This is a genomic window from Blastococcus sp. TF02A-35 (assembly GCF_004571075.1).
Lineage (GTDB): Bacteria > Actinomycetota > Actinomycetes > Mycobacteriales > Geodermatophilaceae > Blastococcus.
The window spans coordinates 79,662-106,428 of the sequence record NZ_SPQP01000003.1; the positions used below are offsets into that span (position 1 = coordinate 79,662).

A 26,767-nucleotide genomic window follows, 5' to 3' on the forward strand; every position below is an offset into this window, starting at 1 on the left:
CGGCTCAGAGCGCGGCGAGCTCCGCCTCGAGGTCGTCGAGACCCAGCGAGCCCTGCGACAGCGCGGCCATGTGCCAGGCCTTGAGGTCGAAGCCGGCCCCCCGCGCGCGCTGCGCGGCCTCCCGCCCGGCCCGCCAGGCGCGCTCCCCCAGCTTGTAGCTGATCGCCTGCCCCGGCATGCCCAGGTAGCGCACCAGTTCGCTGTCCAGGAAGGCCGGCTCGGCACCGGAGTGCTCGCCCAGGAAGGCCCGCGCCAGCTCGGGGGTCCACGGCCGGCCGCGGTGCTCGGCCAGCACGCCCTCGGCGTCGTCGGGGACCGGCAGCTCCAGGTGCATGCCGATGTCGATGACGACGCGCACCGAGCGCAGCTGCTGGGCGTCGAGGAAGCCCAGCCGCTCACCGGGGTCGGTGAAGTAGCCCAGCTCGTCCATGAGCCGCTCGGCGTAGAGCGCCCAGCCCTCCACGTTCGCGCCGACCGACCCCACCGACGTCTGGTAGGTCGAGAGCTCGCCGGAGACCAGCGCCCACTGGGCCAGCTGCAGGTGGTGGCCCGGGACGCCCTCGTGGTACCAGATCGAGACCAGGTCCCAGAGCGGGAAGCGGGTGCGGCCGAGGGTCGGCAGCCAGGTGCGCCCGGGCCGGGAGAAGTCCTGCGCCGGGCGGGTGTAGTACGGCGCCGCCGCGCTGCCGGGCGGCGCGATCATCGCCTCGACCTGCTTCACCGGCTCGGCGAGGTCGAAGTGCGTGCCGTCCAGCGCGGCGATGGCATCGTCCATCATCTGCTGGAGCCGCTCGCGGATGGCCTCCTCGCCCTCGACCGCCGGGCCGTTGGCGCCCAGCCAGCGCATGGCCTCCATGGGGGTCGCCCCGGGCAGCACCCGCTCCGCCTCGGCCCGCTGCTCGGCCAGGATCCGCCGGTGCTCGGCCCAGCCCCAGGCGTAGGCCTCCTCCAGGCCGCGGCCGGCACCGAGGTCCGACCCGGTCCACCGTCGCGCGGCCACGGCGTAGCGCTCCCGGCCGACGGCGTCCGGGGTGCCCTCGGCCATCGGCGCGTACTCGTCGCGCAGGAAGTCGCGGATGTCGGCGACGGCGGCGTCGGCGGCGCGGGCGGCGGCGTCCAGCTCCGCGCGCAGGGCCTCGGGACCAGGGGCGACGAACCCGGCGAAGTAGGGGCCGGCCAGCCACTCGTCGAGCTGGGCGACGACGGTGCGCACCTGGCGGGGTGCGACCAGCAGGCCGCGCCGGCCGCCTTCGGCGAGGGTCTCCCGGTAGCCGCGGTAGGCCTCCGGCACCCGCGCCAGCCGGCGCGCGAGGACGGACCAGTCCTCCTCGGTGGCCGCCGGCATCATCGAGAACACCTGGCGCATCGAGTGGATCGGCGTGAAGAGGTTGTTCAGCGACCGGAACCCCTCGCCCGCCTCGTGACCGGCGAGCTCGGCCTCCAGCCGCTCGCGCAGCAGGCGGGCGCAGCGGCGCTCCACGGGGTCGTCGTCCAGCGACGGGTCGGCGGCGAGCACCCGGTCGAGCTCGGCCAGCGTCCGCCGGGCCAGCTCGGCCTCGGCCTCCAGCCCCGCGGGGCTGGTGTCGGGCAGCCGGTCCTCGCGCGGTCGCGTGCCCAGCGCGGTCCCGAGCGTGGGGTCCAGCTCGGTGGCGTCCTCGACGTAGCGGTCCGCGACCTCCCGCGGGGTGCGTGCGGCGCTCACCGGAGCCGCTCCAGGCGGGCCGACATCGTCGGGCGCAGCTCGCCCTCGCCGACCGCCCGGTCGATGGCGTACATCAGGGCGCCCTCGACGATGCCGTACAGCCGCACCGAGCGGCTGACCTCCGGGGCGTCGGGCGTCCGCGCGACGACGTCGCTGGTCAGCTCCCAGCTCGTCGTCGTCCGGGCGGTGCCGACGTAGATCTCGACCAGCCCGTCGGGCCCGACGACCAGCAGCTCGACGTCGTCCTCCCCGACCGGTCGCCAGAAGCCGGACTCGCGGACGTCGGGGCCCATGATCTTCCCGTCGTCGGTGAGCCGCCAGGTCCGGGACTCGTAGGCGAGGAAGCCGCGCCCGTCGTGCGCGAACCGCACCCACTGCCCGAACCGGTGGTCGCCCCCGGTGCCGGCCGCCTGCCCCTCGCCGTGCCACTCGCCCAGCAGCGGCAGGACCGACAGCAGCTCCGGCGCGACCTCCGGGCCGCTGCGGACGTCGGCGGTGTCGGGGACCGGGAGCTCGGTCTCCCCGCTCATCGCCGCGCCGCCTTCGGGCGCCGGGACAGCCGGACGGCGCCGTAGCCGAAGCCCAGCGCCGTGCCGGCGGCCAGGATGACCAGGACCCAGGCAGAAACCATGGGAACCACCGTAGTGACGGCCCGGTCCGCCGGCCGCACGGCGGTGGACCGGGCGGTGCCGCGACCCGGTCGGGAACGTTCCTGGTGGCTCGGGGCGTTGTGGGGCAGGCTTGGACGACCCAGGACGCGAGCGCGAGGAGCAGTCATCGAGATGGCCGAGGCCGGCCCCGGCGGAACGGTGCCGACCACGGAGAGCGAAGCGCTGCCCGGGACCCCGTCCTGGTACTCCGTGCTGCACGACTCCGCCTTCATGTTCGCCTCCGTCTGCGACCTGCGAGGGCGGCTGCTGACCAGCAACCTGCTCGCCGTCGAGGGGTGCGGGTTCGACCGGTACGAGCAGCTGGGCAGGCCGTTCTGGGACACCGGCTGGTGGGCCGGCAGCACCGCGGTCCAGGAGCAGGTGCGGCGCTGGGTGCACGCCGTCGCCACCGGAGGCGAGCCGGTGCGCGCCGTCACCCGGTACTTCCTCGCCGACGGCACGGAGCGCGCCGCCGACTTCACCCTGCAGCTGGTGCGGGAGGGCGAGAACCCCCAGTACCTCCTGGCCACCGGCATGGACATCACCGACCGGCTGGAGGCCGAGCGCACCGTCGCCGAGGCCCGGGCCGCCGGCGCCGAGGCCTCGACGCTTCGCCAGGTCGCGGCCAGCCGCGCCCGAGACCTGGAGTCGCTGCGGGAGACCGAGGCCAAGCTGACCCGGGCCCTGGCGATCAGCGACCGCGTCCTGGCCAACGTCGCCGACGGCATCTACGGCCTCGACGCCGAGGGCCGCGTCGAGTTCGTCAACCCGGCGGCACAGCGCATGACCGGCTACTCCGCCGAGGAGCAGCTGGACCGCGACCAGCACTCGCTGATCCACGGGCACCGGCGGGACGGCTCCCCGTACCCGCGGGAGGAGTGCCCCGTCTGGCGGGCGCTGCGCAGCGGGCGCACGGTCGTCGCCGAGGACGAGACCTTCTGGCGCCGCGACGGCTCCGCCATGCCGGTCGAGATGATCGTGGTCCCCACCGTCGAGGACGGCGTGCAGACCGGCGTCGTCGTCTCCTTCCGCGACCTCACCGAGCGGGTGGCCGCGAAGCAGCAGGCGGCCGAGCTCGAGGCCCTCGCCCTCCGGGCGGCGAGCGACCGCGCCCTGTCCGACCGGCTGCAGCAGTCGCTGCTCACGCCGCCGCCGGAGCCCGACCACCTGCAGATCGCGGTCCGCTACCGCCCGGCGGCGCACGAGGCGCAGGTCGGCGGCGACTGGTACGACGCGTTCCTCCAGCCCGACGGCGCCACCATGCTCGCCATCGGCGACGTCGTCGGGCACGACAGCAACGCCGCCGCGGCGATGGGCCAGCTGCGCGGGCTCCTCCGGGCGCTGGCGTACGACTCCGACGACGCGCCGGCCCGGACCCTGACCCGGGTGGAGCACGCCGCCCAGGGGCTCGCGGTCACGACCCTGGCCACCGGCGTCCTGGCGCGCATCGAGCGCCACCCCGACGTCCCCGCCACGGGCACCCGGCTCCTGCGGTGGAGCAACGCCGGCCACCCGCCGCCGCTGCTCCTGGCCCCCGACGGCACCGTGACGGAGCTGACCACCCGCCCCGAGCTGATGCTCGGCATCGACCCGGACGCGCCGCGCAGCGACCACGTCGCGGAGCTGCCGGACCACCACACCCTGCTGCTGTTCACCGACGGGCTGGTCGAGCGCCGCGACATCGACCTCGACGAGGGGACGAGCCGGCTGCGCGAGGCGCTCGGCGACCTCGGCGACCGGCCGCTGGAGGACCTGCTCGACGAGGTGCTCGCCCGGCTGGTCCCCGACGCCGGCGCCGACGACGTCGCCATCGTCGCCGTCCGCCCCTTCCCGGAGGACCGGCCCCGGCCGCCGGAGGCCGGGCCCAACCGGCTCCCTCCCGGCATGGGCTGAGAACGCGACAGCGCCCGCCCGGCTGGGGAGCCGGGCGGGCGCTGCCACTGGTACTGGGCGGGGGCCTCAGTCGAGGACGACGGTGGTCTCGTTCAGGCCGACCTCGGCGTCGAGGACGCGCTGCCCCTTGCCGGCCGGGGCCAGCGCGCGGAGCTTCCACGTCCCCGGAGCGGCGAAGAACCGGAACTCACCCTCGGGGCTGGTGACGACCTCGGCGGTGAACTCGTCGGTGCCGTCCAGCAGCCGGACGTAGGCGCCGGCCACGGGGGCGCCGTCGTGCCAGACCGAGCCCTGGATGACCGTCTGCGTGCTCAGGTCGATCCCCGCGAGGGAACCGCCCTGCTTCGGGGCTCCGCACATGTCAGCTCACTTCTCGATCGGGACGCCGACCAGGGAGCCGTACTCCACCCAGCTGCCGTCGTAGTTCTTGACGTCGGTCTTGCCGAGCAGCTCGCGCAGCACGAACCAGGTGTGGCTCGAGCGCTCGCCGATGCGGCAGTAGGCGATGGTCGGGCGGCTGTCGTCGAAGCCCTGCTCGGCGTAGAGCTTGGCCAGCTCCTCGTCGCTCTTGAAGGTGCCGTCCTCGTTGGCCGCCTTGCTCCACGGGATGTTGATCGCCGTGGGCACGTGGCCGGCCCGCTGCGACTGCTCCTGGGGCAGGTGCGCCGGGGCGAGGATCTTGCCGGAGAACTCGTCGGGCGAACGCACGTCGACGAGGTTCTTGCTGCCGATGGAGGCCACGACCTCGTCGCGGAACGCACGGATCGACAGGTCGGGCTCGGAGGCCTGGTACTGGGTGGCCGGGCGCTCGACGGCATCCTTCGACAGCGGGCGCCCGTCGAGCTCCCACTTCTTGCGGCCGCCGTCCATCAGCTTGACGTCGCGGTGGCCGTAGATCTTGAAGTACCAGTACGCGTAGGCGGCGAACCAGTTGTTGTTGCCGCCGTAGAGGACGACGGTGTCGTCGTTGCTGACGCCCTTGGACGACAGCAGCGCCTCGAAGGCGGTCTTGTCGAGGTAGTCACGGCGCAGCGGGTCCTGGAGGTCCTTCTTCCAGTCCAGCTTCACCGCGCCCTCGATGTGGCCGCCGTCGTAGGCGCTGGCGTCCTCGTCGACCTCGACGAAGACGATGCCGGGCTGGCCCAGGTGCTCCTGGACCCAGTCCACGTTGACGAGCACGTCGTTGCGGCTCATAGGGGTGTTCCTCCGGATGTCGGTGTGCGGTCGGTCGGTTCGGCGGTGCGAGAAGAGGACGCGGATCGCTCGAGCGCGGGACTCACGGGAGAAAGGGGCCTTCCCGGCGGCGCGGAGAGCGCGTCCGGACGGCGCTGTGCCGCCCTCAGAGGGCGGGACACAGGCAGCTGCCGACGCGGCACAGGTCGACTGTGCGGCGCGAGGTCAGCAGGATGCCCACGGCGCGAGGGTAGCGGATCACGACACGCCGCCGGTCCGGGCGTCCACCAGGGCCGCCAGGTCGGCGAGGGCCGGGGCGCCGGACATGCGCCGGACCACCGTCCCCGACCGGTCCAGGAAGAAGAGCGTCGGCGTGACGCGCACGTCGAGCTCCCGCACCTCCGCCAGGTGGCTCTCCGCGTCCACGTGGACCGTCGCGAGCCCGGGGCGCGTCGCCTGCAGCTGCCGCAGCCGCGCGGTGGTCGCCCGGCAGGGGCCGCAGAAGGCCGTGGAGAACTGGACGACGGTCAGCTCGGCGTCGCCCGCGCGCACCCCCAGCCGCTCGAACACCGCGGAGGTCTGCAGCTCGCCCTCCTGCCGCGTCGCCGTGGTCCCGGTCACCCACGGCACAACCGGCGGCAGCGGGCGGGCTATTCCGCCGCCAGCACCGTGTCGCGCGCCTCGACCCGCACCTCGACCCCGTCGTCGGCTGGCGAGACGCCGGTCAGCCGCAGGCCGAAGGGCAGCTCGACGGGGTAGCGCAGGTCCAGCAGGTCGCTGGCCCGCTCGACGAGGAAGCCCGGCACGTCGACCCCGGCGCCGGAGGCCCGCTCCACGTCGACGACGAGCACGTCGCCGTCCAGGCCGACCGTGCCCACCGCCGTGAGCGGGAGCGTGACCCCGAAGACCTCGACGGTCCGGGTGATCCGCAGCCCGTCGCCCTCGCGGCGCAGCGTCGTGTCCCCGCCCAGCTCCTGCGCGAGCAGCTCGTAGGACAGCGTGGCCGTCCCGTCGATGCTGTCGACCGGCACCTCGCGCACCTCGCCGCTGACGACGGAGGACAGCGGCAGCCGCACGCCGCGCAGGACGACGTCGGCCGTCGTGCCCTCCGGGCGGCCGAGCTGCTCGGCGGTCAGGGAGATCCGCACGTCCCGGTACCGGCCGCCGAACGCCTGGCTGAGGAACGGGAAGCCGCGGATCTCGACCTCCGGCCGCCCGGGCAGGTCGCCCTGGGCGGCGATCTGCCGGGCGACCTGGCCCTCGGCGACGCCCACCGCCACCCGGTCGAGCAGCACCCCCAGCCCGACGAGGAGGACCAGCAGGACGACGAGGGCCCTCACAGCACCGACAGCAGGCCGAGCGCCACCGGGGCGGCCCCGGCCAGGGGCAGCACCACCTGGACGACGGTCAGCACCCACGGCGAGATCGCGTCGGGCACCCCGTCGGCCGCCGCCTCGACCGCGACGTAGCTGGCGGCGACGGCGACCAGCGCCACCACGCCCGCGACGACGGCGCCGACGAACAGCGACCGAAGCATCCCCAGGTCCGCGAGGTCCCGGGCCGCCCACGCCACCGCCGCGCCCGCCAGGACCGACAGCACCGTGCCGGCGAGGCCGCGCGGCACGCCCTCGGCGACGACCGGGCGCGGCAGCACCTGGTCGAGCAGGTGACCGACGACGAGGGCGACGCCCGCCGCCAGAGCGGTGACGACGAGCCGCCCCTCGGCGGAGCGGTCGAGCAGCAGCAGCGCCGCCAGCGCGCCCACGGCGGTGAGCAGCAGGGCGGCGCCGGCGAGCGAGTCGACCAGGCGGTGCCGCGGGGAGCGCAGCATCTGCTGGAGCACCGAGACGATGAACCCCACGGCCAGCACCCCGAGCAGGCCGCCCAGCTCGGGCCGGTCCGGCAGGACGAGCACCAGGTCGGCGGCGACGGCGGCCGCCGTCCCGACGACGAGGGAGGCACGGGCCCCGCGCATGCGGGCGACCACGACCCAGGAGAGGACCAGCGCCAGCTGCAGCACCAGCACCGCCGCCAGCGCGCCGACGCTGCCGAGCGCCAGCGGCAGGCCGGCCAGCACCCCCGCGGCGACCGCCGCCAGCCCGGCGGCGGGCAGGTGGTGCGCCCGGTCCGGCGTCGCGCGGAGGACGGCGGTGGGGCTCACGCCCCCGATCGTCTCAGAAGTCCGGCCCGCGACGCGTCCGACGAGCGGAGCGGCCGGCATCTCCGGCTGCCCGTCCCCGGCCCCACGGGGGGATCGTCCCGCTCGGCGCACCCCCGCCGAGCAGCGCATCCGCTATCCTGCGCACTCACCTCGACAGCGTTGTCGTAGGTCCGGTCGGCGCCCGCCGGCCCTGGACCCGTGAGGAGACGACATGCGACTCGTGCTCATGACCGGCGCTCGTCAGGCCACCACCGAGGTGCTGCCCGCCCTGGGGCTGCTCCCCCACCAGGTCCGCGTGGTCGCCCCGGAGCTCTCCAGCCTCCTCGACGGGGACGCGGGCGACGTCGTGCTCGTCGACGCCCGCCACGACCTCATCCAGGCCCGCACGCTATGCGGCCTGCTGTCCTCCACCGGCGTCGCCGCCGCGCTGGTCGCCGTGCTCTCCGAGGGCGGCCTGGTCGCGCTCTCGGCCGACTGGGGCGTCGACGACGTCCTGCTCGACACTGCCGGCCCGGCCGAGGTCGACGCCCGCCTGAAGTGGGCCACCGCCCGCCGGCTCGCGGCGTCCACCCCCGCCGACGGCGGCGACGGCGGCCTCACCCAGGCCGGCGAGCTGGTCATCGACGAGCACAGCTACTCGGCGAAGCTGCGCGGCCGGTCGCTCGACCTCACCTACAAGGAGTTCGAGCTCCTCAAGTACCTCGCCCAGCACCCGGGCCGGGTGTTCTCCCGCGCCCAGCTGCTGCAGGAGATCTGGGGCTACGACTACTTCGGCGGCACCCGCACCGTCGACGTCCACGTCCGCCGGCTGCGCGCCAAGCTCGGCACCGAGCACGAGGCCCTGATCGGCACCGTGCGCAACGTCGGCTACAAGCTCGACCAGCAGGTCGCCGACGCCGGCGCCAAGGCCGCCCAGGCCTCCGAGGACAGGGCCGACGCCGAACTGGTCTGATGGCCGGGTGAGCTCCCCCGCCCAGACCCCCGTCGACGTCCCCGAGGTCCTCGCGCTGCTGGACGCCGCCGCCGCGGCCGACGGCGTGCGGCCGCTGTCCGAGGACGCGCAGCTGCGGCTGCAGCACCGCACGCCCGGTGGCACCGACCTGGTCGTGCGCGACGACGACGGCGCGCTGGCCGGCTACGCGCGGCTCGACGACGGCGTCGCGGAGCTGGCCGTGCACCCGGACCGCCGGCGGCGCGGCGTAGGCCGGTCCCTCCTGCGGCAGCTCGTCGGCCTCGCCGGCGACCGGCCGCTGAGCATCTGGGCGCACGGCGACCTGCCGGGCTCGGCCGAGCTGCTCGCCGCGCACGGCTTCCGGCGGGCGCGCGTGCTGCTGCAGATGCGGCGCGACCTGGCCGGCGTCGACGCCGACCCGCGCCCGGACCTGCCGGCGGACGTGCGGGTGGTGCCCTTCGTACCGGGTCGGGACGAGGACGCCTGGCTGCGGGTCAACGCCCGGGCCTTCTCCTGGCACCCCGAGCAGGGCCGCATGACGCGGTCCGACCTGGAGCTGCGCGAGGCAGAGCCGTGGTTCGACCCGGCGGGCTTCCTCATGGCGTGGCGCGGCGAGCCGGGCGCCGCGGGCGAGCTCCTCGGCTCGCACTGGACCAAGGTGCACCCCGCGGGCGACGCCGGGCCCGACCCGGTCGGGGAGGTCTACGTCCTCGGCGTGGACCCCGCGGCGCAGGGCATGCGGCTGGGCCGGGCGCTCACCGACCTGGGCCTGGCGCACCTGCGCGCCCAGGGTCTCGGCGAGGTCCTGCTCTACGTCGAGGAGGACAACGCGGCGGCCGTGCGGCTCTACGAGGGGCGGGGCTTCACCCGGTTCGCCGTCGACGTCTCCTGGCTGCTCGAGCCGGGCACCGACTGACTGCCCGACGGGCAATCCTCCCTCTGCGTGACCGGCGCCACCACCGCTCGACGAAGACCTCAGCGGTCGTTCACCCGTCGTTCACCCGACTCCGGTGATCACGCCACCTGCGCTCCCTAGCGTCCCTCTCGAAGGTCCACTGCTGCCCGGAAACGGTCCGGGCCCACGTCGAGAGGCAACTGAGTTGAAGCTCAGCAGCACGACCCGCGCCACCACCCTGTCCGTGGCGCTCGCCGCCACCCTGGCCCTCACGGCCTGCGGCGCCTCCAACGAGTCCGACGCCGGCACCTCCGGCGGCGACTCCGCCGCCGAGCTCAGCGGCGACCTCATCGGCGCCGGCGCCAGCAGCCAGCAGGCTGCCATGGAGGCCTGGCAGGCCGGCTTCGAGGGCGAGTACCCCGACGTCACCTTCAGCTACGACCCGGCCGGCTCCGGCGCGGGCCGCGAGCAGTTCATCGCCGGCCGCTCGGACTTCGCCGGCTCGGACGCCGCGCTCGACGAGGAGGAGCTGGCCTCGGCGCAGGAGCGCTGCGCCGGCGGCGAGATCTTCGAGCTGCCCAACTACATCTCGCCGATCGCCGTGGTGTTCAACCTCGAGGGCGTCGACGAGCTGAACCTGCAGCCCGCGACCATCGCCGGCATCTTCACCGGCGCGATCACCAACTGGAACGACCCGGCCATCGCGGCGGACAACCCCGACGCCACGCTGCCCGACCAGCCGATCACGGCGGTGCACCGCGCCGACGACTCGGGCACCACCGACAACTTCACCGACTACCTGTTCCAGACCGCCGGTGACGTGTGGACCTCCGAGCCCGACGGCGAGTGGCCGCTCCCCGGTGGCGAGGCCGCCAACCAGACCAGCGGCGTCATCGGCGTGGTCGAGAGCACCGTCGGCGCCATCACCTACGCCGACGCCAGCCGCGCCGGCGACCTGGGCGTGGTGAGCGTCGCGGTGGGTGACGACTTCGTCGCCCCCTCCGCCGAGGCCGCTGCCGCCGTCGTCGAGAACAGCCCGGCCGTCGAGGGCCGCGGCGAGTACGACTTCGCCATCGAGGTCAACCGGCAGACCGAGGGCTCGGGCGAGTACCCGATCGTCCTGGTCAGCTACCACGTCGGCTGCATCGAGTACGACGACCAGGAGACCGCTGACAACGTCAAGGCCTTCATGGAGTACGTCATCAGCGAGGACGGCCAGCAGGCCGCCGCCGACAATGCCGGCAACGCCCCGATCTCGGACTCGCTGCGCGAGCAGGCGCAGACCGCGGTCGACGCCATCACGGCGGCCGGCTGACAACTCGGAACCAGCGCGGTGCGGCGGCTCGGGGTGTCATGGACACCTCGGGCCGCCGAGCCACGTGACCGGTCCACCACGATGCGACGCACCAACCCGACGGAGAGGCCCCGGTGACGACCACCAGCGCACCCCCCAGCCCACCGCAGCCGAAGCGGCGCGTGGGCGACCGCGTCTTCGCCGGCACCGCCAAGGGCTCCGGCATCCTGATCCTGCTGATCCTCGCCGGGGTGGCCGCGTTCCTCGTCAGCGAGGCGATCCCCGCCATCACCGCCCCTGCGGAGGACATCCCCGGCGGCGAGGGCCTGGCCCACTACGTGTGGCCGCTCATCGTCGGCACCCTGCTCGGCGCCGTCCTGGCGCTGCTGATAGCCACACCGCTGGCCGTCGCGATCGCCCTGTACGTCACCTACTACGCCCCCCGGCGCCTGGCCGCTGCCATGGGGTACGTGATCGACCTTCTCGCTGCCATCCCCAGCGTCGTCTACGGCTTCTGGGGCCTGGCCGTCCTCGCGCCCACGCTGGTGCCCTTCCACGAGTGGGCCGCGGACAACCTGGGGTTCATCCCGCTGTTCGAGGGGCCGGCCTCGAGCACCGGCCGCACGATGCTGACCGTCGGCATCGTGCTGGCCGTCATGATCCTGCCGATCATCTCCGCCATCTCCCGTGAGGTGTTCGGCCAGGCGCCCGCGCTGCACCGCGAGGCCGCCCTCGCACTCGGCGCCACCCGCTGGGAGATGATCAAGATGGCGGTGCTGCCCTACGGCAAGTCCGGCGTCATCGGCGGAGCGATGCTGGGGCTCGGCCGGGCACTGGGCGAGACGATGGCCGTGGCGATCGTGCTCTCCGGTGGCGGTGCGGCCGCGCTCACGCTCATCACGAGCACCAACCCCTCGACCATCGCGTCGAACATCGCGCTGCGGTTCCCCGAGGCCACCGGGCTGGGCGTCAACACCCTCATCGCCAGCGGCCTGGTGCTGTTCGTCATCACCCTCGCGGTCAACATGCTCGCCCGCTGGGTCGTCAACCGCCGCGCCGACTTCTCCGGAGCCAACTGATGAGCACCGACACCCCGACGGCGCTGCGCTCCTCCACCCCGACCCAGGGTCCGGTCAGGGTCGAGCGGCGCCTGCCCCGCTTCGCACCGCTGGGCGCCTACCTGGCCGGCCTCGCCGTGGGCGCGCTCCTGTCGGCGCTGACCGGCTTCAGCGTGACCTCCACCCTGATCTACGGCGTCGTCCTCGGGACGCTGGCGGTCTACGTGCTCACCCGCACCGTCGAGGGGCGCCGCAAGGCGGCCGACCGGCTGGTGACCGCCCTGGTCACCACGGCCTTCGGGATCGCGATGATCCCGCTGGTGTCGCTGGTCTACACCGTCCTGGACAACGGCCTGCCCCGGTTCGATGCCCAGTTCTTCACCAACTCCATGTACCGGGTGGTGGGTGAGGGCGGCGGCGCGTACCACGCGATCCTCGGCACGCTCATCATCACCGCGCTGGCCACGCTCATCTCCGTGCCCATCGGCCTGATGACCTCGATCTACCTCGTCGAGTACGGCAGCGGGCGGCTGAAGCGGGCCATCACCTTCTTCGTCGACGTGATGACCGGCATCCCGTCGATCGTCGCCGGCCTGTTCGCCTTCGCCCTGTTCACCCTGCTGTTCGGCAACCAGGTCCGGATCGGTGTCATGGGCGCGGTCGCGCTGTCGGTGCTGATGATCCCGGTCGTCGTCCGGTCCTCCGAGGAGGTCCTCAAGCTCGTGCCCAACGAGCTGCGCGAGGCGAGCTACGCCCTGGGCGTGCCGAAGTGGCGCACGGTCGTCAAGGTCGTCCTGCCGACGGCGATCGCCGGCCTCGGCACGGGCGTGACGCTGGCCGTGGCCCGCGTCGTCGGCGAGACCGCTCCCCTGCTCATCACCGTCGGCCTGATCACCGGCACGAACCTGAACCCCTTCGACGGGCGCATGGCCACGCTGCCGGTGTTCGCGTACTACCAGCTCACCCAGCCGGGCACCGCCACGCAGGCGTTCCTCGACCGGGCCTGGACGGCGGCCCTGGTCCTCATCATCCTGGTCATGGCGCTCAACATCGTCGCTCGCCTGATCAGCCGCTTCTTCGCCCCCAAGACCGGTCGCTGACCGACCCACCGGAGGAAACTGTGGCCAAGCGCATCGAGGTCTCCGACCTCAACATCTACTACGGCGACTTCCTGGCCGTGGAGGGCGTCAACGTCGCCATCGAGCCGCGCAGCATCACCGCGCTGATCGGCCCCTCGGGCTGCGGGAAGTCCACCTTCCTGCGCTCGCTGAACCGGATGCACGAGGTGCTCCCGGGCGCCCGCGTGGAGGGCAAGGTCGCCATGGACGGCCAGGACCTCTACGGCGCCGACGTCGACCCGGTCGACGTGCGCCGGCAGATCGGCATGGTCTTCCAGCGGCCCAACCCGTTCCCGACGATGTCGATCTACGAGAACGTGCTGGCCGGCAACCGCCTGAACAACAAGCGGATGAAGAAGTCCGAGGCCGACGACATCGTCGAGAAGTCGCTGCGCGGCGCCAACCTCTGGAACGAGGTCAAGGACCGCCTCGACCGCCCCGGCTCGGGCCTCTCCGGTGGCCAGCAGCAGCGCCTGTGCATCGCCCGCGCGATCGCCGTCGAGCCCGACGTCCTGCTGATGGACGAGCCCTGCTCGGCGCTGGACCCGATCTCCACCCTCGCGATCGAGGACCTGATGACGGAGCTGAAGGAGCGCTTCACCATCGTCATCGTCACGCACAACATGCAGCAGGCCGCCCGGGTGAGCGAGTCCACCGGCTTCTTCAACCTCAACGGGGTGGGGCAGCCGGGCCGGCTGATCGAGTTCAACCCCACCGAGCGGATCTTCAGCAACCCCGACGAGAAGGCGACCGAGGACTACATCTCGGGCCGCTTCGGCTGATCGGCACGGGACAGGATGCCGGGGTGCTCCCCCCACCCCGGCTGGTCACCCTCGACGACGCCCCCGCCCTCGCCCGGCTCCTCCGGGAGAACCGGGAGTTCCTCGCACCCTTCGAGCCGCACCGCGAGGAGTCGTACTACACCGACGCCGGGCAGCGGGCGGTGCTCGAGGAGGCCCTGGCCGGGCACGCCGCCGGCACCGGTCTCCCGTGTGTCGTGCTGGCGCCCTCCGGCGAGGTCGCCGGTCGCATCACGCTGAGCGGCATCGTCCGGGGGCCGTTGCAGTCGGCCGTGCTGGGCTACTGGGTCGCCCGGCAGCACACCCGCCGGGGCCTGGCCTCGGCGGCGGTCGCCCACGTGCTCCGCACCGCCTTCGGCGAGCTGGGCCTGCACCGCGTGGAGGCCGGGACGCTCGTGGACAACGTCGCCTCGCAGGCGGTGCTGGCCCGCAACGGGTTCCAGCGCTACGGGCTGGCCCCGCGCTACCTGCGCATCGCCGGGCGGTGGCAGGACCACGTGCTGTTCCAGGTGCTGGACGAGCGGCCGGAGGCGCTCAGCACCTGACCGTGGAGGGCTGGGGTGCGGGCGTGGCCGGGGCCGGCTCGGGAGCGGCCTCGGCCGCGACCGGTGCGCCGACCTGCACCGGGACCACGGTCGAGTAGCCGGGCCCGATGACCAGCTGCACCGCGCCGCCGATGGCGTCGCTGGGGCGCAGCACCGAGTTCGGCACGGCGGCGGCCACGGTCCGCGCCTGCTCCTCCGCCCCCGGCCCGAAGCGGACGACGGTCTCGTTCACCGTCCCCTCCTCGTTGCCCACGGTCCCGACGGCGAAGCCCTGACCGCGCAGCGCCTCGGCCACCGTGCCGGCCAGGCCGGTGGTCGCCGTGCCGTTGAGGACGTCCACGGTGATCTCCCCCGGCGCGGCGGTGAGCGGCGCGGGGCCCGCTGGCTCCTCGGGGGCCGGCTGCGGCGCCTCGGCGGCCTGGCTGGCGGCGGCCTGCGCGGCCCGCTGGGCCTCGATCACCTCGGCCGGGAGCCGGGTGCCGTCGATGACCTCGTCGAAGAGCGCCCGGGTCGCCGGCCGGTCGAGGACCACGTAGGCCTGGTCCGAGCCGACCGGCACGTAGCCCACCTGGGCCACGGGGAGCCCGGCGCGCTGGACGGCGTCACCGGAGAGGTCGCCGAGCGAGCCGGCGAGCACCCGCAGGTCTCCCAGCGTCGTCTGGTCGTCGACGGTGAGGCTGTCCGACGCCCGGTTGAGGAACGTCGCGAGGGTCACCGGGTTCAGCAGCGTCTCCGACGACATCGCCGCCCGGAGGGTGGCGGTGAGCAGCCGCTGCGCCCGCTCCGCGACCGCGGCGCCGGTGACGTCGGTGCCCGTGTCGCCGGGGGCCAGGAACCCGGAGGCTGCCGCACCGGAGAGCTCCGAGGGGCCGGGCGGCGGGGGCTGCGCCGCCGCAGCGGTCGCCTCGGAGGGGATGACGCAGACGGGGACGCCGTCGAGGGCGTCGACCATCGTGGGGAGGCCGGCGAGGTCGACGCCGAGGTAGTGGTCGATCCGCAGGCCCGAGAGCTGCTGCACCGCCCGCACCATGCAGGCCGGCCCGCCGTCGAGCAGCGAGCTGGCGAAGGCCTCGGTCACCGGGTTGCGCAGGTCGCCGTCGGGCGTCCGGCACATCGGGGTGTCGACCATGGCGGTGGGCGGCACGCTGACCAGCACGGCGCGCTCCCCGTCGGCGGAGACGGAGGCCACCAGCGTGGCGATCGAGGCGGCGCCGGTCTGGCCCGGGACGCCGGAGCCGACCACGAGGTAGGTCTCGGCCGCGTCCTGCAGCTCGGCGGCGAGCACCTCGGGGCCGTCGGTCGCGAGGGCGTCGACGCGGTCGATGCGCTGGTCGACGTAGAAGTAGAGCGCCAGGTGGTAGAGGACGACGACGCCCAGCAGCGCGGCCAGCGCCGTCGCCACCCGCAGGGCACGCCGGCGGGCGGGGCTCGGCGGCGGGCGGTCCTCGGCCCGCTTGCGGCGCGGGGCCGGCGGCGCCGGCGGGGCCGGTGGGACGGCCAGGCCGGGCAGCGGCGGGATGGGACCGCTGCAGCGGGAGGGCCGCTCGGCCGGCGCCCAGAGCGAGGCGCCGCTCCCCGGCACCGGCGGCAGGCCGGGCTGGACCGCGGGCACGACCGGCGCAGCGGCGGCGGAGGGCGCGACGCCCGGGACCGGCGGCAGGCCCGGCTGGACGGTGGGCAGCGGCGGCTGGGCCGGTGCGGCACCGCGGACCGGGGGGAGGCCCGGCTGCGGGCCCGCAGGACGGGCGGCGCCCGGGACGGGCGGCAGCCCGGCGCGCACCGCCGGGCCCTCCTCGGGGCGCGGGAAGAGCTCGTCACGCCCCCGGGCAGACGAACCGCCGCGCACGGGCGTGGCGGGGAGGTCGCGGGCCGGCGCGGCCGACGTGCGGCGGGAGGCACGCCGCCGGCCCACCCCGTCGCCCTGCCGGGCGAGGAGCTGCTCGACGGTCACCGGCTCGACGGCGCCGGCCTCCGCGGAGTGCCCACGACGAGCACGGCCGGGGACGCCGCGAGCGCCCCCACCGTCCCGGGTCGGCTGATCCCCCACAGGTGTCGACACCTTCTCGTCGGTCCGCACGTACGTGTCCGTCGACCCACGATACGGGCGTCCGGGCCTCCGCCACGCCGACGCGCGGCACGGGTGGCGACGTGACGAGGTCAACCGGATGGTGCGCCACAGGTGCGGTGCGTAGCGTTGCCGGCGTGCGTCTGCCCTCCGTCCCCGGCCCGTCGGACGTCCTCGGTCTGGTGAGCGGGGTGCGCGACGGCGTGAGCGACGCCCTCGACCTCGTGCCGCGGGCGTTCGGTCTCCTCGGCCGGATGGAGGAGCTGCTGGACCGCGTGAGCCTGCTGCTGGACCGCGTGGACACCGTGGTCGACCGGGCCGACGGCGCCATCGACCGGCTGGAGGACACCCGCGCCCGGGCCGACGAGGCGATCGCCGGCGTCGGGAAGACCCAGGCCAAGGCCGACGAGGCGATCGAGCGCGTGGGCGAGACCCAGCAGAAGGCCGACGACGCCATCGAGCGCGTCGGCCAGACCCAGCAGAAGGCCGACGACGCCATCGAGCGCGTCGGCCAGACCCAGCAGAAGGCCGACGACGCCATCGAGCGCGTGGGTGAGACCCAGCAGAAGGCCGACGACGCCATCGAGCGGGTCGGTGGCACGTCGGGCCGCGCCGACGCGATCGTCGACCGGGCCGAGGGGATGCTCGGCCGGGTCGAGCCGATGCTCGGCGACTACGAGCCGGCCCTCACCGCGCTGGCCCCGGTCGTGCGGCGGCTGGCGGCCTCGGTCGACCCCACCGAGGTCGACGCGCTCATCAAGCTGATCGACCAGCTGCCCCAGCTGGTGACGCACCTGGACGAGGACATCCTCCCGGTGCTGGAGACCCTGGGGACCGTGGGCACCGACGTGCACGACCTGGTCGACACCGTCCAGGACATGCGGCAGATCGTGAAGGGCTTCCCGGGCTCCCGCCTGTTCCGCCGCCGGGGGGCGGAGGAGATCGCGCAGGACGAGGCCCGGGAAGCCGACGAGGCCTAGGCCCCGGGGTCGAGCAGGGTCACACGTCCGAGGGGCCCGGCCCGGGGCCGGTCTCGGTCGGGTAGCCCAGCGCACGGACGACGTCGCCGATGCGCTCGTAGGTCTCGCCGTCCGGCAGCTTCTGCAGCTCGGCGACGACGGCGTCGGGGGCGCGGTGGTCCAGCGCCGCCTCCACCAGGTCGGGCCCGGTGCTCGGGAAGTCGGCGCGGTCGAGCCAGCGGGCGAGCTCGGCGCGGACGGCGACGGCGTCCTCGGTCATGCCCACCGGCACGCCGCCGACGAGCGCGCCGGTGGGGTCGGCCGAGATGTCCGGGTCGCCCTCGGCGACCGGCTCGACCTCGCGCCACTCGTGTGAGCGGGTGGCGCGCTCGGCCTTGAGCATCCCCTGCATCTCGTGCTCGAGCTCCTCGTCGAGGCGCGGGTTGTGCTTGGTGCTGCGCTCGGACGCTCCGGCGAACTGGCCTGCGGACTCGGTCACGGCGTCTCCCTCATGTGTCTGGCCCGGGGCCCGGGCCGGTGGGTCAGTCCTCGTGCAGGGCGCCGGGCTTGTGCACGGCGGTCTTGCCGGTCTTGTCGCTCTTCACCTCGAACTGCGGGTCGTCCTCGCTGGCGCGCACGGTGCGGCCCGAGGCCTCGGTGTCGGAGGTGATCTTCCGTTCGACCGTGCCCTCGACCTCGTTCCCGTGGCTGCTCCAGGTGACGTGGTCGCCCTTCTTCGGTTCGCCCGACATGACCTCTCCCCACTCGCGGACGGTGCTGGTCCTGCCGTGCCCCCGGGGACGGCAGGGCACACATCGGGCACCGGCATCGGGCGCACACCTAGGCTGGAGCGACGTGACCTCTCCTGACGGCGCCGTGTTCACCGACGGACTGCGACCGGTCGACGTCCTCACCGTCGTCGCGGTCACCGACGTGACCCCCTCCGTGCGCCGCGTGACCCTCTCCGGCGAGCCCGCCGCCGTGGCCGCCGCCGGCCCGACGGTGAACCTGCTCGTGCCCCGCGTCGGCGACCCGTCGCCGGACTGGCCGCGCATCCAGCGCGACGGCCGGATCGTCTGGCCGCAGGGCAGCCACGGCGTCGCGCTGCGCAGCTACACCGCGCGCCGGCAGGACCCTGCGGCCGGCGAGGTGGACATCGACTTCGTCCTGCACGGCGACGGCCCCGCCGCTGCCTGGGCGGCCGCCGCCCGTCCGGGCGCCCTGCTGGCGGTCGCCGGTGCGGCGTCGCTGGCCGAGCGGCCCGCCGCGTGGCTGCTGCTGGCCGGCGACGAGACGTCCCTCCCCGCGATCAGCCGCCTGCTCGCCACCGCCGCCCCGGGGACGACGGGGGTCGCGTTCGTGGAGGTCGCCGGGCCGGAGGAGGAGCAGCCCCTGGCCGGGCCCCCCGGGATCGAGCTGCACTGGCTGCACCGCGGCGGCACGCCGCCGGGCGAGAGCACCCTGCTGGTGGACGCCGTGGCGGCGCTCGAGCGGCCGCCGGGCGAGGACGTCTTCGCCTGGGTGGGCGCGGAGTCGGCGGCCGTCCGGGCCATCCGCGCCGACCTGCGCGGCCGGTGGAAGCTGGGGCGGGCGCAGCACCACGCGATCGGGTACTGGCGGCGCGGCCGGGCCATGTCCCCCGCCGGGTGACCGCTCCCGGGGATGCGGCCCGCCTCCCAGCCGATTCACAGGTAGCGTCCAGTACCGGCGCAGACGGCGGACCGACACTCGGACCATGACGACCTCAGCGGCGCGCGCGACCGGAGGAACTGTGTCCGGCAACCAGCCCGGCGGGAGCACCGCCCCCGAGGCGCGCCTGCTCGTCGTGGACGACGAGCCGAACATCCGCGAGCTGCTCTCGGCCAGCCTGCGCTACGCCGGGTTCGAGGTCGCCACGGCCGCCGACGGGCAGCAGGCGCTGGAGCTGGCCACCTCGTTCCGCCCCGACCTGCTGGTGCTGGACGTGATGATGCCGGGCCTGGACGGCTTCGGCGTCGTCCGCCGGCTGCGCGAGTCCGGCCGGCACACCCCGGTGCTGTTCCTGACCGCGCGCGACGCCGCCGAGGACAAGATCTCCGGCCTCACGCTCGGCGGTGACGACTACGTCACCAAGCCGTTCAGCCTGGACGAGGTCGTCGCCCGGATCCGCGCGGTGCTGCGGCGGACGGCGGGTGCGCAGAAGGCGTCCGAGGCACCGCGGCTGAGCTTCGCCGACATCGAGCTGGACGAGGAGACGCACGAGGTCATCAAGGCCGGGGAGGTCATCAGCCTCTCCCCCACCGAGTTCAAGCTGCTGCGCTACCTGATGGCCAACGCCGGGCGGGTGCTGTCCAAGGCGCAGATCCTGGACCACGTGTGGAACTACGACTTCAACGGCGAGGCCAACGTCGTCGAGTCCTACATCTCCTACCTGCGCCGCAAGATCGACACGACCGAGCCTCGGCTGCTGCAGACGATCCGCGGCGTGGGCTACACGCTCCGCCTGCCGCGGGGGTCCTGACCGACCATGCCCCGCACGCCATGACCCGCACGCCATGACCAGCACGCCATGACCCCGCCCCCGGGCCCCCGCGTGCCCCTGCGGGTCACCCTGGTGGCGCTGCTCGTCGCGCTGGTCTCCGTCGCGCTCGTGGCGACCGGGTTCGCCGCCACCTCGCTGCTGCGCGGCTACCTGACCCAGCAGCAGGACACCCAGCTCCGCCTGACCGCCGACCGGCTCTCGGAAATGCGCGTCTCGGTGCTGCGCCAGTGCACCGTCGGGGCGCAGGCCTACCCGGCCAGCGACTACCTCGCCTGCCTGGCCCCGGGTGGCGAGGAGCTGGTGGTCCTCGCCGGGCCGACGGCCGACGAGCAGCAGCGCCCCGACCTCGGCCGGCTGGCCGCACGGATCGCCGACCGGGACGACGAGGACCGCCGCGGGCCGGAGGGACCCGAGCCGCCGCACATGTTCACGGTCCCGGCCGAGGACCGCAGCACCTCCTGGCGGGTGGCCGCCGTCGAGCTGCCGGAGGGCTACACGGCGCTGCTCGCCCGCGACCTGCGCGGCGACGAGCAGGTCATCGGCCGGCTCGTCGCGATCGAGGTCGTCGTCGGCCTCGTCGTCCTCACCCTCCTGGGCGTCGCGGGCTACGGCCTGGTGCGCAACAGCCTCCGGCCGCTGGCGCAGGTGGAGGACACCGCCCGTGCGATCGCCGCCGGCGACCTGTCCCGGCGGGTGCCCGAGGGCAACGACCGCACCGAGGTGGGCAGGCTGTCGACCGCGCTCAACGGCATGCTGGCCCGCATCGAGAGCGCGTTCCGCGCCCAGCAGGCGTCCGAGGAGCAGGCCCGCGGCTCCGAGCAGCGGATGCGGCGGTTCGTCGCCGACGCCAGCCACGAGCTGCGCACCCCGCTGACGTCGATCCGCGGGTTCGCCGAGCTCTACCGGCAGGGCGCGGTCCGCTCCGAGGAGGACGTCGCCCGGCTGATGCAGCGGATCGAGGCCGAGGGCGGCCGGATGGGGCTGCTCGTCGAGGACCTCCTGCTGCTGGCCCGCATGGACCAGCAGCGACCCCTGGCCACCAGCCCGGTGGACCTGGCGGCCGTCGCCGGCGATGCCGTGCACGACGCGCGCGCCGTCCAGCCCGACCGCCCGATCAGCCTGCACCTCGACGAGTCGCTCACCGACGTCCCCGTCGTCGTCGGCGACGAGGGCCGCCTGCGCCAGGTGGTCGGCAACCTGGTCACCAACGCGCTGACGCACACCCCGGTCGGCACCCGCGTGACCGTCACCGTGGCGGAGGCACCCGACGACCCGGACGTGCTCGTGCTCCGGGTCGCCGACGAGGGGCCGGGCATGGCGGAGGCCGACGCCGCCCGGGCGTTCGAGCGGTTCTACCGGGCCGACGCCTCCCGCACCCGCGCGGCCGGCGGCACCGGGCTGGGGCTGTCCATCGTCGCCTCGCTGGCCGCCGCCCACGGCGGGTCGGCCAGCCTCGAGACCGCCCCGGGCGCCGGGCTGAGCGTCACGGTGCGGCTGCCCCGCGGCGGCCCCACCGGGGGTGCCGCGACGCCGGCGTGAGCGGGCTTGCGACCATCAGGGCGTGACCACGAACGACGGCGCCCCCGCGGCCGGAACCCCGTACGACGCCGACCTGATGGCGGCGTCCACCGATCTGGGGGCGGCGCTGCGCGAGCTCATCGAGGCCTCGGTGGTCAGCACCGTGCCGGCCGCGGAGATCGCCGCCGCCGTCGAGCTCGTGCGCGAGGCCACCGCCCGGGTGGGCGCGTCCCGGCGCGCCGCCGCCCAGCTGCCCGTCCTCGACGACCCGTCGGTGGGGCGCCGGGTGTTCAACCCGGTCGTCGGCATCGGCAACGCCATCGCGCCGCCGCTGATCGTGCGCCGCGAGGAGGGTGGTGTGGTCGCGGAGGTGACCCTCGGCGTCGCCTACGAGGGCCCGCCCAGCTACGTGCACGGCGGCATGAGCGCACTGTTCATGGACCAGCTGCTGGGCAGCGCGGCCGGTGCCGCCGGCCTGTGGGGCATGACCGCCCACCTGGAGCTTGACTACCGCGGCCCGCTCCCGCTGGAGACGCCGCTGGTGCTCCGGGCCTGGGTGGAGAGCAGCGAGGGCCGCAAGTCGGTCATCGCCGGCTCGATCGCGCTCGCGGCCACGCCGGAGAAGCCCCTGGTCGAGGCGCGGGGCATCTTCGTGATGCCGCGGCCGGAGAAGGCCCAGGCCTACTTCGGCACGATCACCGACGCCTCGGGCAACCACGCCCCGCCGCGCCGGCCGGGCGACGCGACCTCGGTGCAGTGGGCCTGACCGACGTCGCCGTCGCGTCCGCGGCGGCACGGGCCGCCGCCGAGACGCTGCTCCCCCTCCGCTCCGGCGGCCGCTCGGGACGCGAGCTGGGCGACGCCGGCGACGCCGCCGCGCAGCGCGCGATCCTGGCCGTCCTCAACGCCGAGCGCCCGGACGACGTCGTCTTCAGCGAGGAGGCCGCGGACGACGCCCGCCGGCTGGACGCGGCCCGCGTGTGGATCGTCGACCCGCTCGACGGCACCCGCGAGTACTCCGACCCGGCGCGGGGTGACTGGGCCGTGCACGTCGCGCTGTGGTCGGCCGGGGAGCTCGTGACCGCCGCCGTGGCGCTGCCGGCCCACGGCCAGGTGCTCGTGACCGACCCGGCGCCGGCGCTGCCCGCCCGGCCGGACGGACCGGTCCGGATCGCCGTCAGCCGCACCCGCCCGCCGGCCGAGGCCGAGGCGGTGGCCGCCGCCCTGGACGGCGAGCTGGTGCCCCTGGGCTCGGCCGGCTACAAGACGCTCGCGGTCGTGCGCGGCGAGGTCGACGCCTACGTGCACTCCGGCGGGATGTACCAGTGGGACTCGGCCGCACCGGTCGCCATCGCGCGCGCGGCGGGCCTGGTCACCTGCCGGCTGGACGGGTCCCCGCTGGTCTACAACGCCCCCGACCCGTCGCTGCCCGACCTCGTGGTCACCCGGCCGGAGCTCGCCGATCGGGTGCTGGCTGCGGCGCGCTCCGGGCGATAGCGGACACTGGAGGGGAATCCGCACCTTCCCGGTGAGGTTGCTCGCCCTGATGTCGAATCCCCGGAGCCTGCGCGCATGACCGGCCACACAACGGTGCCCGACTACCGGCTCAGCCAGCTGGAGACGCTGGAGGCCGAGTCCATCCACGTGATCCGCGAGGTCGTCGCCGAGCTCGAGCGGCCGGTGCTGCTGTTCTCCGGCGGCAAGGACTCGATCGTGATGCTGGAGCTGGCCCGCAAGGCCTTCGCGCCCGCCCGCATCCCCTTCCCGGTCATGCACGTGGACACCGGGCTGAACTTCCCCGAGGTGCTGGAGTTCCGCGACAAGCGGGTCGCCGAGCTGGGCGTGCAGCTCGTCGTCGCCTCGGTGCCCGACGCCATCGCGGCCGGCACGGTCAAGGAGGAGCCGAACGGCTCCCGCAACCGGATCCAGACGCCGGTGCTGCTCGACGCGGTGGAGGAGCACGGCTTCACCGCGCTGTTCGGCGGCGCCCGCCGCGACGAGGACAAGGCCCGCGCCAAGGAGCGGATGTTCTCCTTCCGCGACGAGTTCGGCCAGTGGGACCCCAAGAACCAGCGCCCCGAGATCTGGGACCTCTACAACGGCCGGATCCACCTCGGCGAGTCCATCCGCGTCTTCCCGCTGTCGAACTGGACCGAGCTCGACATCTGGCAGTACATCGCCCGCGAGCAGATCGCGATCCCCCCGCTCTACCTCGCGCAGGAGCGCGACGTGGTGGAGCGCCAGGGGATGCTCTACGCGGTCAACGAGTTCATCACCGCGCGCGAGGGCGAGCAGGTGCGCCGGGAGAGCGTCCGCTACCGGACCGTGGGCGACGCGAACCTGACCGCCGCGGTGCTCTCCACGGCCACCACCGTGGACGAGGTCATCGCCGAGATCGCCGTGACCCGCATGACCGAGCGCGGCGCCACGCGCGGCGACGACAAGGTCAGCGACGCAGCCATGGAGGACCGCAAGAAGGAGGGCTACTTCTGATGCCCTCCGCGGCCGCCCCGGCGTCGCCACGCACGCAGCGCGAGGCGCGCGACGACGAGGAGCGCGAGCAGCCCCGTCGTCCAGCCGGCCGGCTCCGAGGGCGCGCCCACGAGGCCCGACAGGGCGTGGCCGACGACGTAGCCCAGCACCACCACGAGGAACGCGGGCGCCGCGAACACGAAGACGAACATGCGGCCCCTTCCCGGGCGGTCCGCCCCAGCGTCCCCGCCCCCGCCGCACCGCGCCATCGAGCTCCCCGACCGGAGAGGAAGGGCCACCTCCGATGAAGCCCGTCGACGTCCACTCCCCCGAGGCCGAGCAGGCCCACGACCTCGCGGTGGCCCGGAAGGACATCATCCGGATCGCCACCGCCGGCTCGGTCGACGACGGGAAGAGCACCCTCATCGGCCGGCTGCTGTACGACAGCAAGGCGATCTTCGAGGACCAGTACGAGGCGGTCGAGCGCGCCAGCAAGGGCGACTACGTCGACCTCGCGCTGCTCACCGACGGCCTGCGCGCCGAGCGCGAGCAGGGCATCACCATCGACGTCGCCTACCGCTACTTCGCCACCCCGCGGCGCACGTTCATCCTGGCCGACACCCCCGGCCACGTGCAGTACACGCGGAACATGGTGACCGGGGCGTCCACCGCCGACCTGGCCATCGTGCTCGTCGACGCCCGCAAGGGCATGGTCGAGCAGAGCCGCCGGCACGCCTTCCTCGCGTCGCTGCTGCGGGTGCCGCACCTGGTGGTCGCGGTCAACAAGATGGACCTCGTCGACTGGTCGGAGGAGACCTTCGAGGCGATCCGCGAGGAGTTCAGCGTCTTCGCCGCCAAGCTCGACGTCCCCGACCTCACCGTCGTCCCGATCTCGGCGCTGCACGGCGACAACGTCGTCCGCCGCTCGGAGAACACCCCCTGGTACGACGGCCCCTCGCTGCTGCACCACCTCGAGCACGTGCACGTGGCCAGCGACCGGAACCTGGTCGACGTCCGGTTCCCGGTGCAGTACGTGATCCGGCCGCAGTCCGACGCGCACCACGACTACCGGGGCTACGCCGGGACGGTCGCCAGCGGCGTGCTCCGCCCGGGCGACGAGGTCCAGGTGCTGCCCAGCGGCCTGACGACGACGGTCGCCGGCATCGACGGCCCCCGCGGGCCGGTCGAGGAGGCCTTCGCGCCGATGGCGGTGACCGTCCGGCTCGCCGACGACCTCGACGTCTCGCGAGGCGACCTGATCTGCCGCCCGGCCAACGCCCCGCACGCCACCCAGGACCTCGACGCGCTCGTCTGCTGGATGACCGACGAGCCGCTGCGCCCGCGCCAGCGGCTGGCGGTCAAGCACACCACCCGCACGGTGCGCGGGATGGTGAAGGAGCTGCAGTACCGGCTCGACGTGAACACGCTGCACCGCGACCTGGAGGCCGGGGAGCTCGGGCTCAACGACATCGGCCGGGTCAGGCTGCGCACGACCCAGCCGCTGTTCGTCGACGACTACTCGCGCAACCGCGTCACCGGCCGCTTCATCCTGATCGACGAGGCCACCAACGCCACCGTCGGCGCCGGGATGCTCGTCCCCGGCTCCTGAGGGCCGACATGGCCATTACGGCCCCTAGCGCAGGGTGACCGGGAGCCGCTCGAAGCCGCGCAGGGTCTGCAGGTCGCGGCGTTCGGGCGTGCCGGCCACCCGCAGCTCCGGGAACCGCTCGCTGAGCGCCCGCAGGCCCACCACGCCCTCCAGCCGCGCGAGGCCGGCGCCCACGCAGTAGTGGATCCCACCGGAGAACGCCAGGTGCTCGCGGGCGTTGGCCCGGGTCACGTCGAATCGCGACGGGTCGGGGAAGACGTCGGGGTCCCGGTTGGCCGCACCCAGCAGCAGCGTGACGCGGGTACCGGCCCGCACGGTGCGCCCGCCCAGCTGCACGTCGGCCTTCGCCGTCCGCCCGGTCAGCTGCACCGGGCTGTCCAGCCGCAGCACCTCCTCCACCGCGCCGTCCCAGCCGGCGGGGTCGGCGCGCAGGCCGTCCCACTGGTCGCGGTGGGCGTCGAGCAGGACGACGGCGTTGCCGAGCAGGTTGACCGTCGTCTCGAACCCGGCGCCCAGCAGCAGGAGCACGGTGGCGTGCAGCTCGCGGTCGGTGAGCGCCTCCTCGGGCGGGAGCGTGACCAGCCGGCTCACCAGGTCCTCCCCCGGGTCGCGGCGCAGCCGGGCGAAGTGCTCGTCGAGGAAGCCGTGCATGGCCCGCAGCGCCCGCTCCGCGGCCAGGTACCGGCGCAGCGGGAGCCCGGGGTCCAGGGTGGCGGCGGCCGCGGCACCCCAGCGGAGGAAGTCCTCGCGCCGCTCGGTGGGCACCCCGAGCAGCTCCGCGATGACGAGGACGGGCAGCTGGGCGGCGTAGGTCCCGATGAGGTCGACGGTGGCCTCGCGCCGCTCGAGGTCGTCCAGCAGGGCGTCGGCGGTGCGGCGGATGGCCGGCTCGAACGCCGCCGTCGCCCGCGGGGTGAAGGCACGGCTGACCAGCCGGCGGAACCGGGTGTGGTCCGGTGGGTCCACGACCAGCATGGACGGCGGCTCGGCGACACCGGCCGCCCCGGGGTCGTCACCGAACTCCAGGGCCCAGCGGATGACCTTCGGCGCCGCGGAGCGGTCCCAGCCGACGCCGAACTGCTCGGAGCGCAAAACCTCCTGGGCGACCGGGTGCGCGGTGGTCACCCAGCCGAGGCTGCTGGGGCTGAGCGGGCCGCGGGCGCGCACCTGCTCGTAGGTCTCGTAGGGCTGCTCGCGCAGCGCCCGGTCGCGCATCAGCCGGCCCACCGGGTCACCGCGCCGCGCGCTGCGGGAGAGGTAGACGGCCGGCAGCCCGTGCCGCACGGCCCAGCGCATCGCCGTGCGGGTGGGGCGGGCCAGCGGTCCCAGGGCCGCGCCGGCGGGCCCCTGCCTCGTCTCGGCTGTGGCGCTCATCACCGCAG

General features: G+C 74.6%; 28 protein-coding genes. 16 read left to right on the top strand and 12 right to left on the bottom strand.

Annotated elements, in window-relative coordinates:
* Positions 1-4 precede the first annotated feature (4 nt).
* Both E4P43_RS02125 and E4P43_RS02130 read right to left on the bottom strand, forming a co-directional pair.
* Positions 5-1,702, bottom strand: coding sequence for a DUF885 domain-containing protein (locus E4P43_RS02125; protein WP_135143774.1), 1,698 nt, complete (start codon positions 1,700-1,702; stop codon positions 5-7).
* Complete coding sequence (locus E4P43_RS02130; RefSeq protein ID WP_135143775.1) at positions 1,699-2,232, bottom strand: FABP family protein; 534 nt, start codon at positions 2,230-2,232, stop codon at positions 1,699-1,701. The genes E4P43_RS02125 and E4P43_RS02130 overlap by 4 nt, the downstream gene beginning before the upstream one ends.
* A gap of 252 nt (positions 2,233-2,484) precedes the next feature.
* Between E4P43_RS02130 and E4P43_RS02135 the strand changes: the two genes are divergently transcribed.
* A complete protein-coding gene (locus E4P43_RS02135) occupies positions 2,485-4,245 on the top strand; it encodes a SpoIIE family protein phosphatase (protein WP_135143776.1) in 1,761 nt (586 codons plus the stop codon).
* Positions 4,246-4,311: 66 nt separating this feature from the next.
* Here the strand turns inward: E4P43_RS02135 and E4P43_RS02140 are convergent, their stop codons facing one another.
* From E4P43_RS02140 to E4P43_RS02160, 5 genes are all read right to left on the bottom strand, one after another.
* Positions 4,312-4,605: a DUF1416 domain-containing protein gene (locus tag E4P43_RS02140; protein ID WP_135143777.1), complete on the bottom strand. Its 294-nt coding sequence runs from the start codon at positions 4,603-4,605 to the stop codon at positions 4,312-4,314.
* A 6-nt stretch (positions 4,606-4,611) separates the two neighbouring features.
* A complete protein-coding gene (locus E4P43_RS02145) occupies positions 4,612-5,439 on the bottom strand; it encodes a sulfurtransferase (RefSeq protein WP_135143778.1) in 828 nt (275 codons plus the stop codon).
* Positions 5,440-5,676: 237 nt separating this feature from the next.
* Positions 5,677-6,039: a thioredoxin family protein gene (locus E4P43_RS02150; protein ID WP_245158887.1), complete on the bottom strand. Its 363-nt coding sequence runs from the start codon at positions 6,037-6,039 to the stop codon at positions 5,677-5,679.
* A 29-nt stretch (positions 6,040-6,068) separates the two neighbouring features.
* Positions 6,069-6,758: a DUF2993 domain-containing protein gene (locus tag E4P43_RS02155; RefSeq protein WP_135143779.1), complete on the bottom strand. Its 690-nt coding sequence runs from the start codon at positions 6,756-6,758 to the stop codon at positions 6,069-6,071.
* Complete coding sequence (locus E4P43_RS02160; protein WP_135143780.1) at positions 6,755-7,579, bottom strand: hypothetical protein; 825 nt, start codon at positions 7,577-7,579, stop codon at positions 6,755-6,757. Before E4P43_RS02160 ends, E4P43_RS02155 begins: the two co-directional genes overlap by 4 nt.
* 211 nt (positions 7,580-7,790) lie before the next feature.
* Here E4P43_RS02160 and E4P43_RS02165 point away from each other — a divergent pair, with 211 nt between their 5' ends.
* From E4P43_RS02165 to E4P43_RS02195, 7 genes are all read left to right on the top strand, one after another.
* On the top strand, positions 7,791-8,531 hold the full coding sequence (locus E4P43_RS02165) for a response regulator transcription factor (protein ID WP_135143781.1): 741 nt from the start codon (positions 7,791-7,793) through the stop codon (positions 8,529-8,531).
* 7 nt (positions 8,532-8,538) lie between these two features.
* Entirely contained in the window at positions 8,539-9,447 is a 909-nt protein-coding gene (gene mshD, locus E4P43_RS02170; protein ID WP_135143782.1) for a mycothiol synthase, read from the top strand.
* Positions 9,448-9,631: 184 nt separating this feature from the next.
* The gene (pstS, locus tag E4P43_RS02175; RefSeq protein ID WP_135143783.1) at positions 9,632-10,741 is read left to right on the top strand and encodes a phosphate ABC transporter substrate-binding protein PstS; all 1,110 of its coding nucleotides are present in this window, start codon (positions 9,632-9,634) and stop codon (positions 10,739-10,741) included.
* 113 nt (positions 10,742-10,854) lie between these two features.
* On the top strand, positions 10,855-11,799 hold the full coding sequence (gene pstC / locus E4P43_RS02180) for a phosphate ABC transporter permease subunit PstC (protein WP_135143784.1): 945 nt from the start codon (positions 10,855-10,857) through the stop codon (positions 11,797-11,799).
* Entirely contained in the window at positions 11,799-12,878 is a 1,080-nt protein-coding gene (gene pstA / locus E4P43_RS02185; RefSeq protein WP_135143785.1) for a phosphate ABC transporter permease PstA, read from the top strand. Before pstC ends, pstA begins: the two co-directional genes overlap by 1 nt.
* A gap of 20 nt (positions 12,879-12,898) precedes the next feature.
* A complete protein-coding gene (gene pstB, locus E4P43_RS02190) occupies positions 12,899-13,678 on the top strand; it encodes a phosphate ABC transporter ATP-binding protein PstB (protein WP_135143786.1) in 780 nt (259 codons plus the stop codon).
* 23 nt (positions 13,679-13,701) lie between these two features.
* Positions 13,702-14,241, top strand: a complete 540-nt coding sequence (locus E4P43_RS02195; RefSeq protein ID WP_135143787.1) for a GNAT family protein — start codon at positions 13,702-13,704, stop codon at positions 14,239-14,241.
* Here the strand turns inward: E4P43_RS02195 and E4P43_RS02200 are convergent.
* Positions 14,231-16,192, bottom strand: a complete 1,962-nt coding sequence (locus E4P43_RS02200) for an LCP family protein (protein WP_245158888.1) — start codon at positions 16,190-16,192, stop codon at positions 14,231-14,233. The genes E4P43_RS02195 and E4P43_RS02200 overlap by 11 nt on opposite strands.
* Positions 16,193-16,443: 251 nt before the next feature.
* On the opposite strand from E4P43_RS02200, the gene E4P43_RS02205 reads away from it, so the two are divergent.
* On the top strand, positions 16,444-17,286 hold the full coding sequence (locus tag E4P43_RS02205) for a hypothetical protein (RefSeq protein ID WP_135143789.1): 843 nt from the start codon (positions 16,444-16,446) through the stop codon (positions 17,284-17,286).
* 19 nt (positions 17,287-17,305) lie between these two features.
* Here the strand turns inward: E4P43_RS02205 and E4P43_RS02210 are convergent, their stop codons facing one another.
* On the bottom strand, positions 17,306-17,764 hold the full coding sequence (locus E4P43_RS02210; protein ID WP_135143790.1) for a DUF2795 domain-containing protein: 459 nt from the start codon (positions 17,762-17,764) through the stop codon (positions 17,306-17,308).
* Between the two features lie 43 nt (positions 17,765-17,807).
* On the bottom strand, positions 17,808-18,017 hold the full coding sequence (locus E4P43_RS02215; protein ID WP_135143791.1) for a DUF2945 domain-containing protein: 210 nt from the start codon (positions 18,015-18,017) through the stop codon (positions 17,808-17,810).
* 103 nt (positions 18,018-18,120) lie between these two features.
* Between E4P43_RS02215 and E4P43_RS02220 the strand changes: the two genes are divergently transcribed.
* From E4P43_RS02220 to cysD, 6 genes are all read left to right on the top strand, one after another.
* Positions 18,121-18,915 (top strand): siderophore-interacting protein, encoded by a 795-nt coding sequence (locus tag E4P43_RS02220; RefSeq protein WP_135143792.1) that lies wholly within the window; start codon positions 18,121-18,123, stop codon positions 18,913-18,915.
* Positions 18,916-19,036: 121 nt separating this feature from the next.
* Positions 19,037-19,765, top strand: a complete 729-nt coding sequence (locus E4P43_RS02225) for a response regulator transcription factor (protein ID WP_280790923.1) — start codon at positions 19,037-19,039, stop codon at positions 19,763-19,765.
* A 48-nt stretch (positions 19,766-19,813) separates the two neighbouring features.
* Complete coding sequence (locus E4P43_RS02230) at positions 19,814-21,325, top strand: HAMP domain-containing sensor histidine kinase (protein WP_135143794.1); 1,512 nt, start codon at positions 19,814-19,816, stop codon at positions 21,323-21,325.
* Between the two features lie 22 nt (positions 21,326-21,347).
* Entirely contained in the window at positions 21,348-22,070 is a 723-nt protein-coding gene (locus tag E4P43_RS02235) for a PaaI family thioesterase (protein WP_245158889.1), read from the top strand.
* The gene (locus E4P43_RS02240) at positions 22,061-22,801 is read left to right on the top strand and encodes an inositol monophosphatase family protein (RefSeq protein ID WP_135143795.1); all 741 of its coding nucleotides are present in this window, start codon (positions 22,061-22,063) and stop codon (positions 22,799-22,801) included. The genes E4P43_RS02235 and E4P43_RS02240 overlap by 10 nt, the downstream gene beginning before the upstream one ends.
* 93 nt (positions 22,802-22,894) lie before the next feature.
* Positions 22,895-23,797, top strand: coding sequence for a sulfate adenylyltransferase subunit CysD (gene cysD, locus E4P43_RS02245; RefSeq protein WP_348522071.1), 903 nt, complete (start codon positions 22,895-22,897; stop codon positions 23,795-23,797).
* Here the strand turns inward: cysD and E4P43_RS02250 are convergent.
* Positions 23,788-23,988 carry a hypothetical protein gene (locus E4P43_RS02250; RefSeq protein ID WP_135143797.1) on the bottom strand — a complete coding sequence of 67 codons (201 nt, stop codon included), beginning with the start codon at positions 23,986-23,988 and terminating at the stop codon, positions 23,788-23,790. The genes cysD and E4P43_RS02250 overlap by 10 nt on opposite strands.
* Positions 23,989-24,080: 92 nt before the next feature.
* Here E4P43_RS02250 and E4P43_RS02255 point away from each other — a divergent pair, with 92 nt between their 5' ends.
* Complete coding sequence (locus tag E4P43_RS02255; RefSeq protein ID WP_135143798.1) at positions 24,081-25,385, top strand: GTP-binding protein; 1,305 nt, start codon at positions 24,081-24,083, stop codon at positions 25,383-25,385.
* 24 nt (positions 25,386-25,409) lie between these two features.
* On the opposite strand, the gene E4P43_RS02260 is transcribed toward E4P43_RS02255, so the two are convergent.
* Entirely contained in the window at positions 25,410-26,759 is a 1,350-nt protein-coding gene (locus E4P43_RS02260) for a cytochrome P450 (RefSeq protein ID WP_135143799.1), read from the bottom strand.
* Positions 26,760-26,767 lie beyond the last annotated feature (8 nt).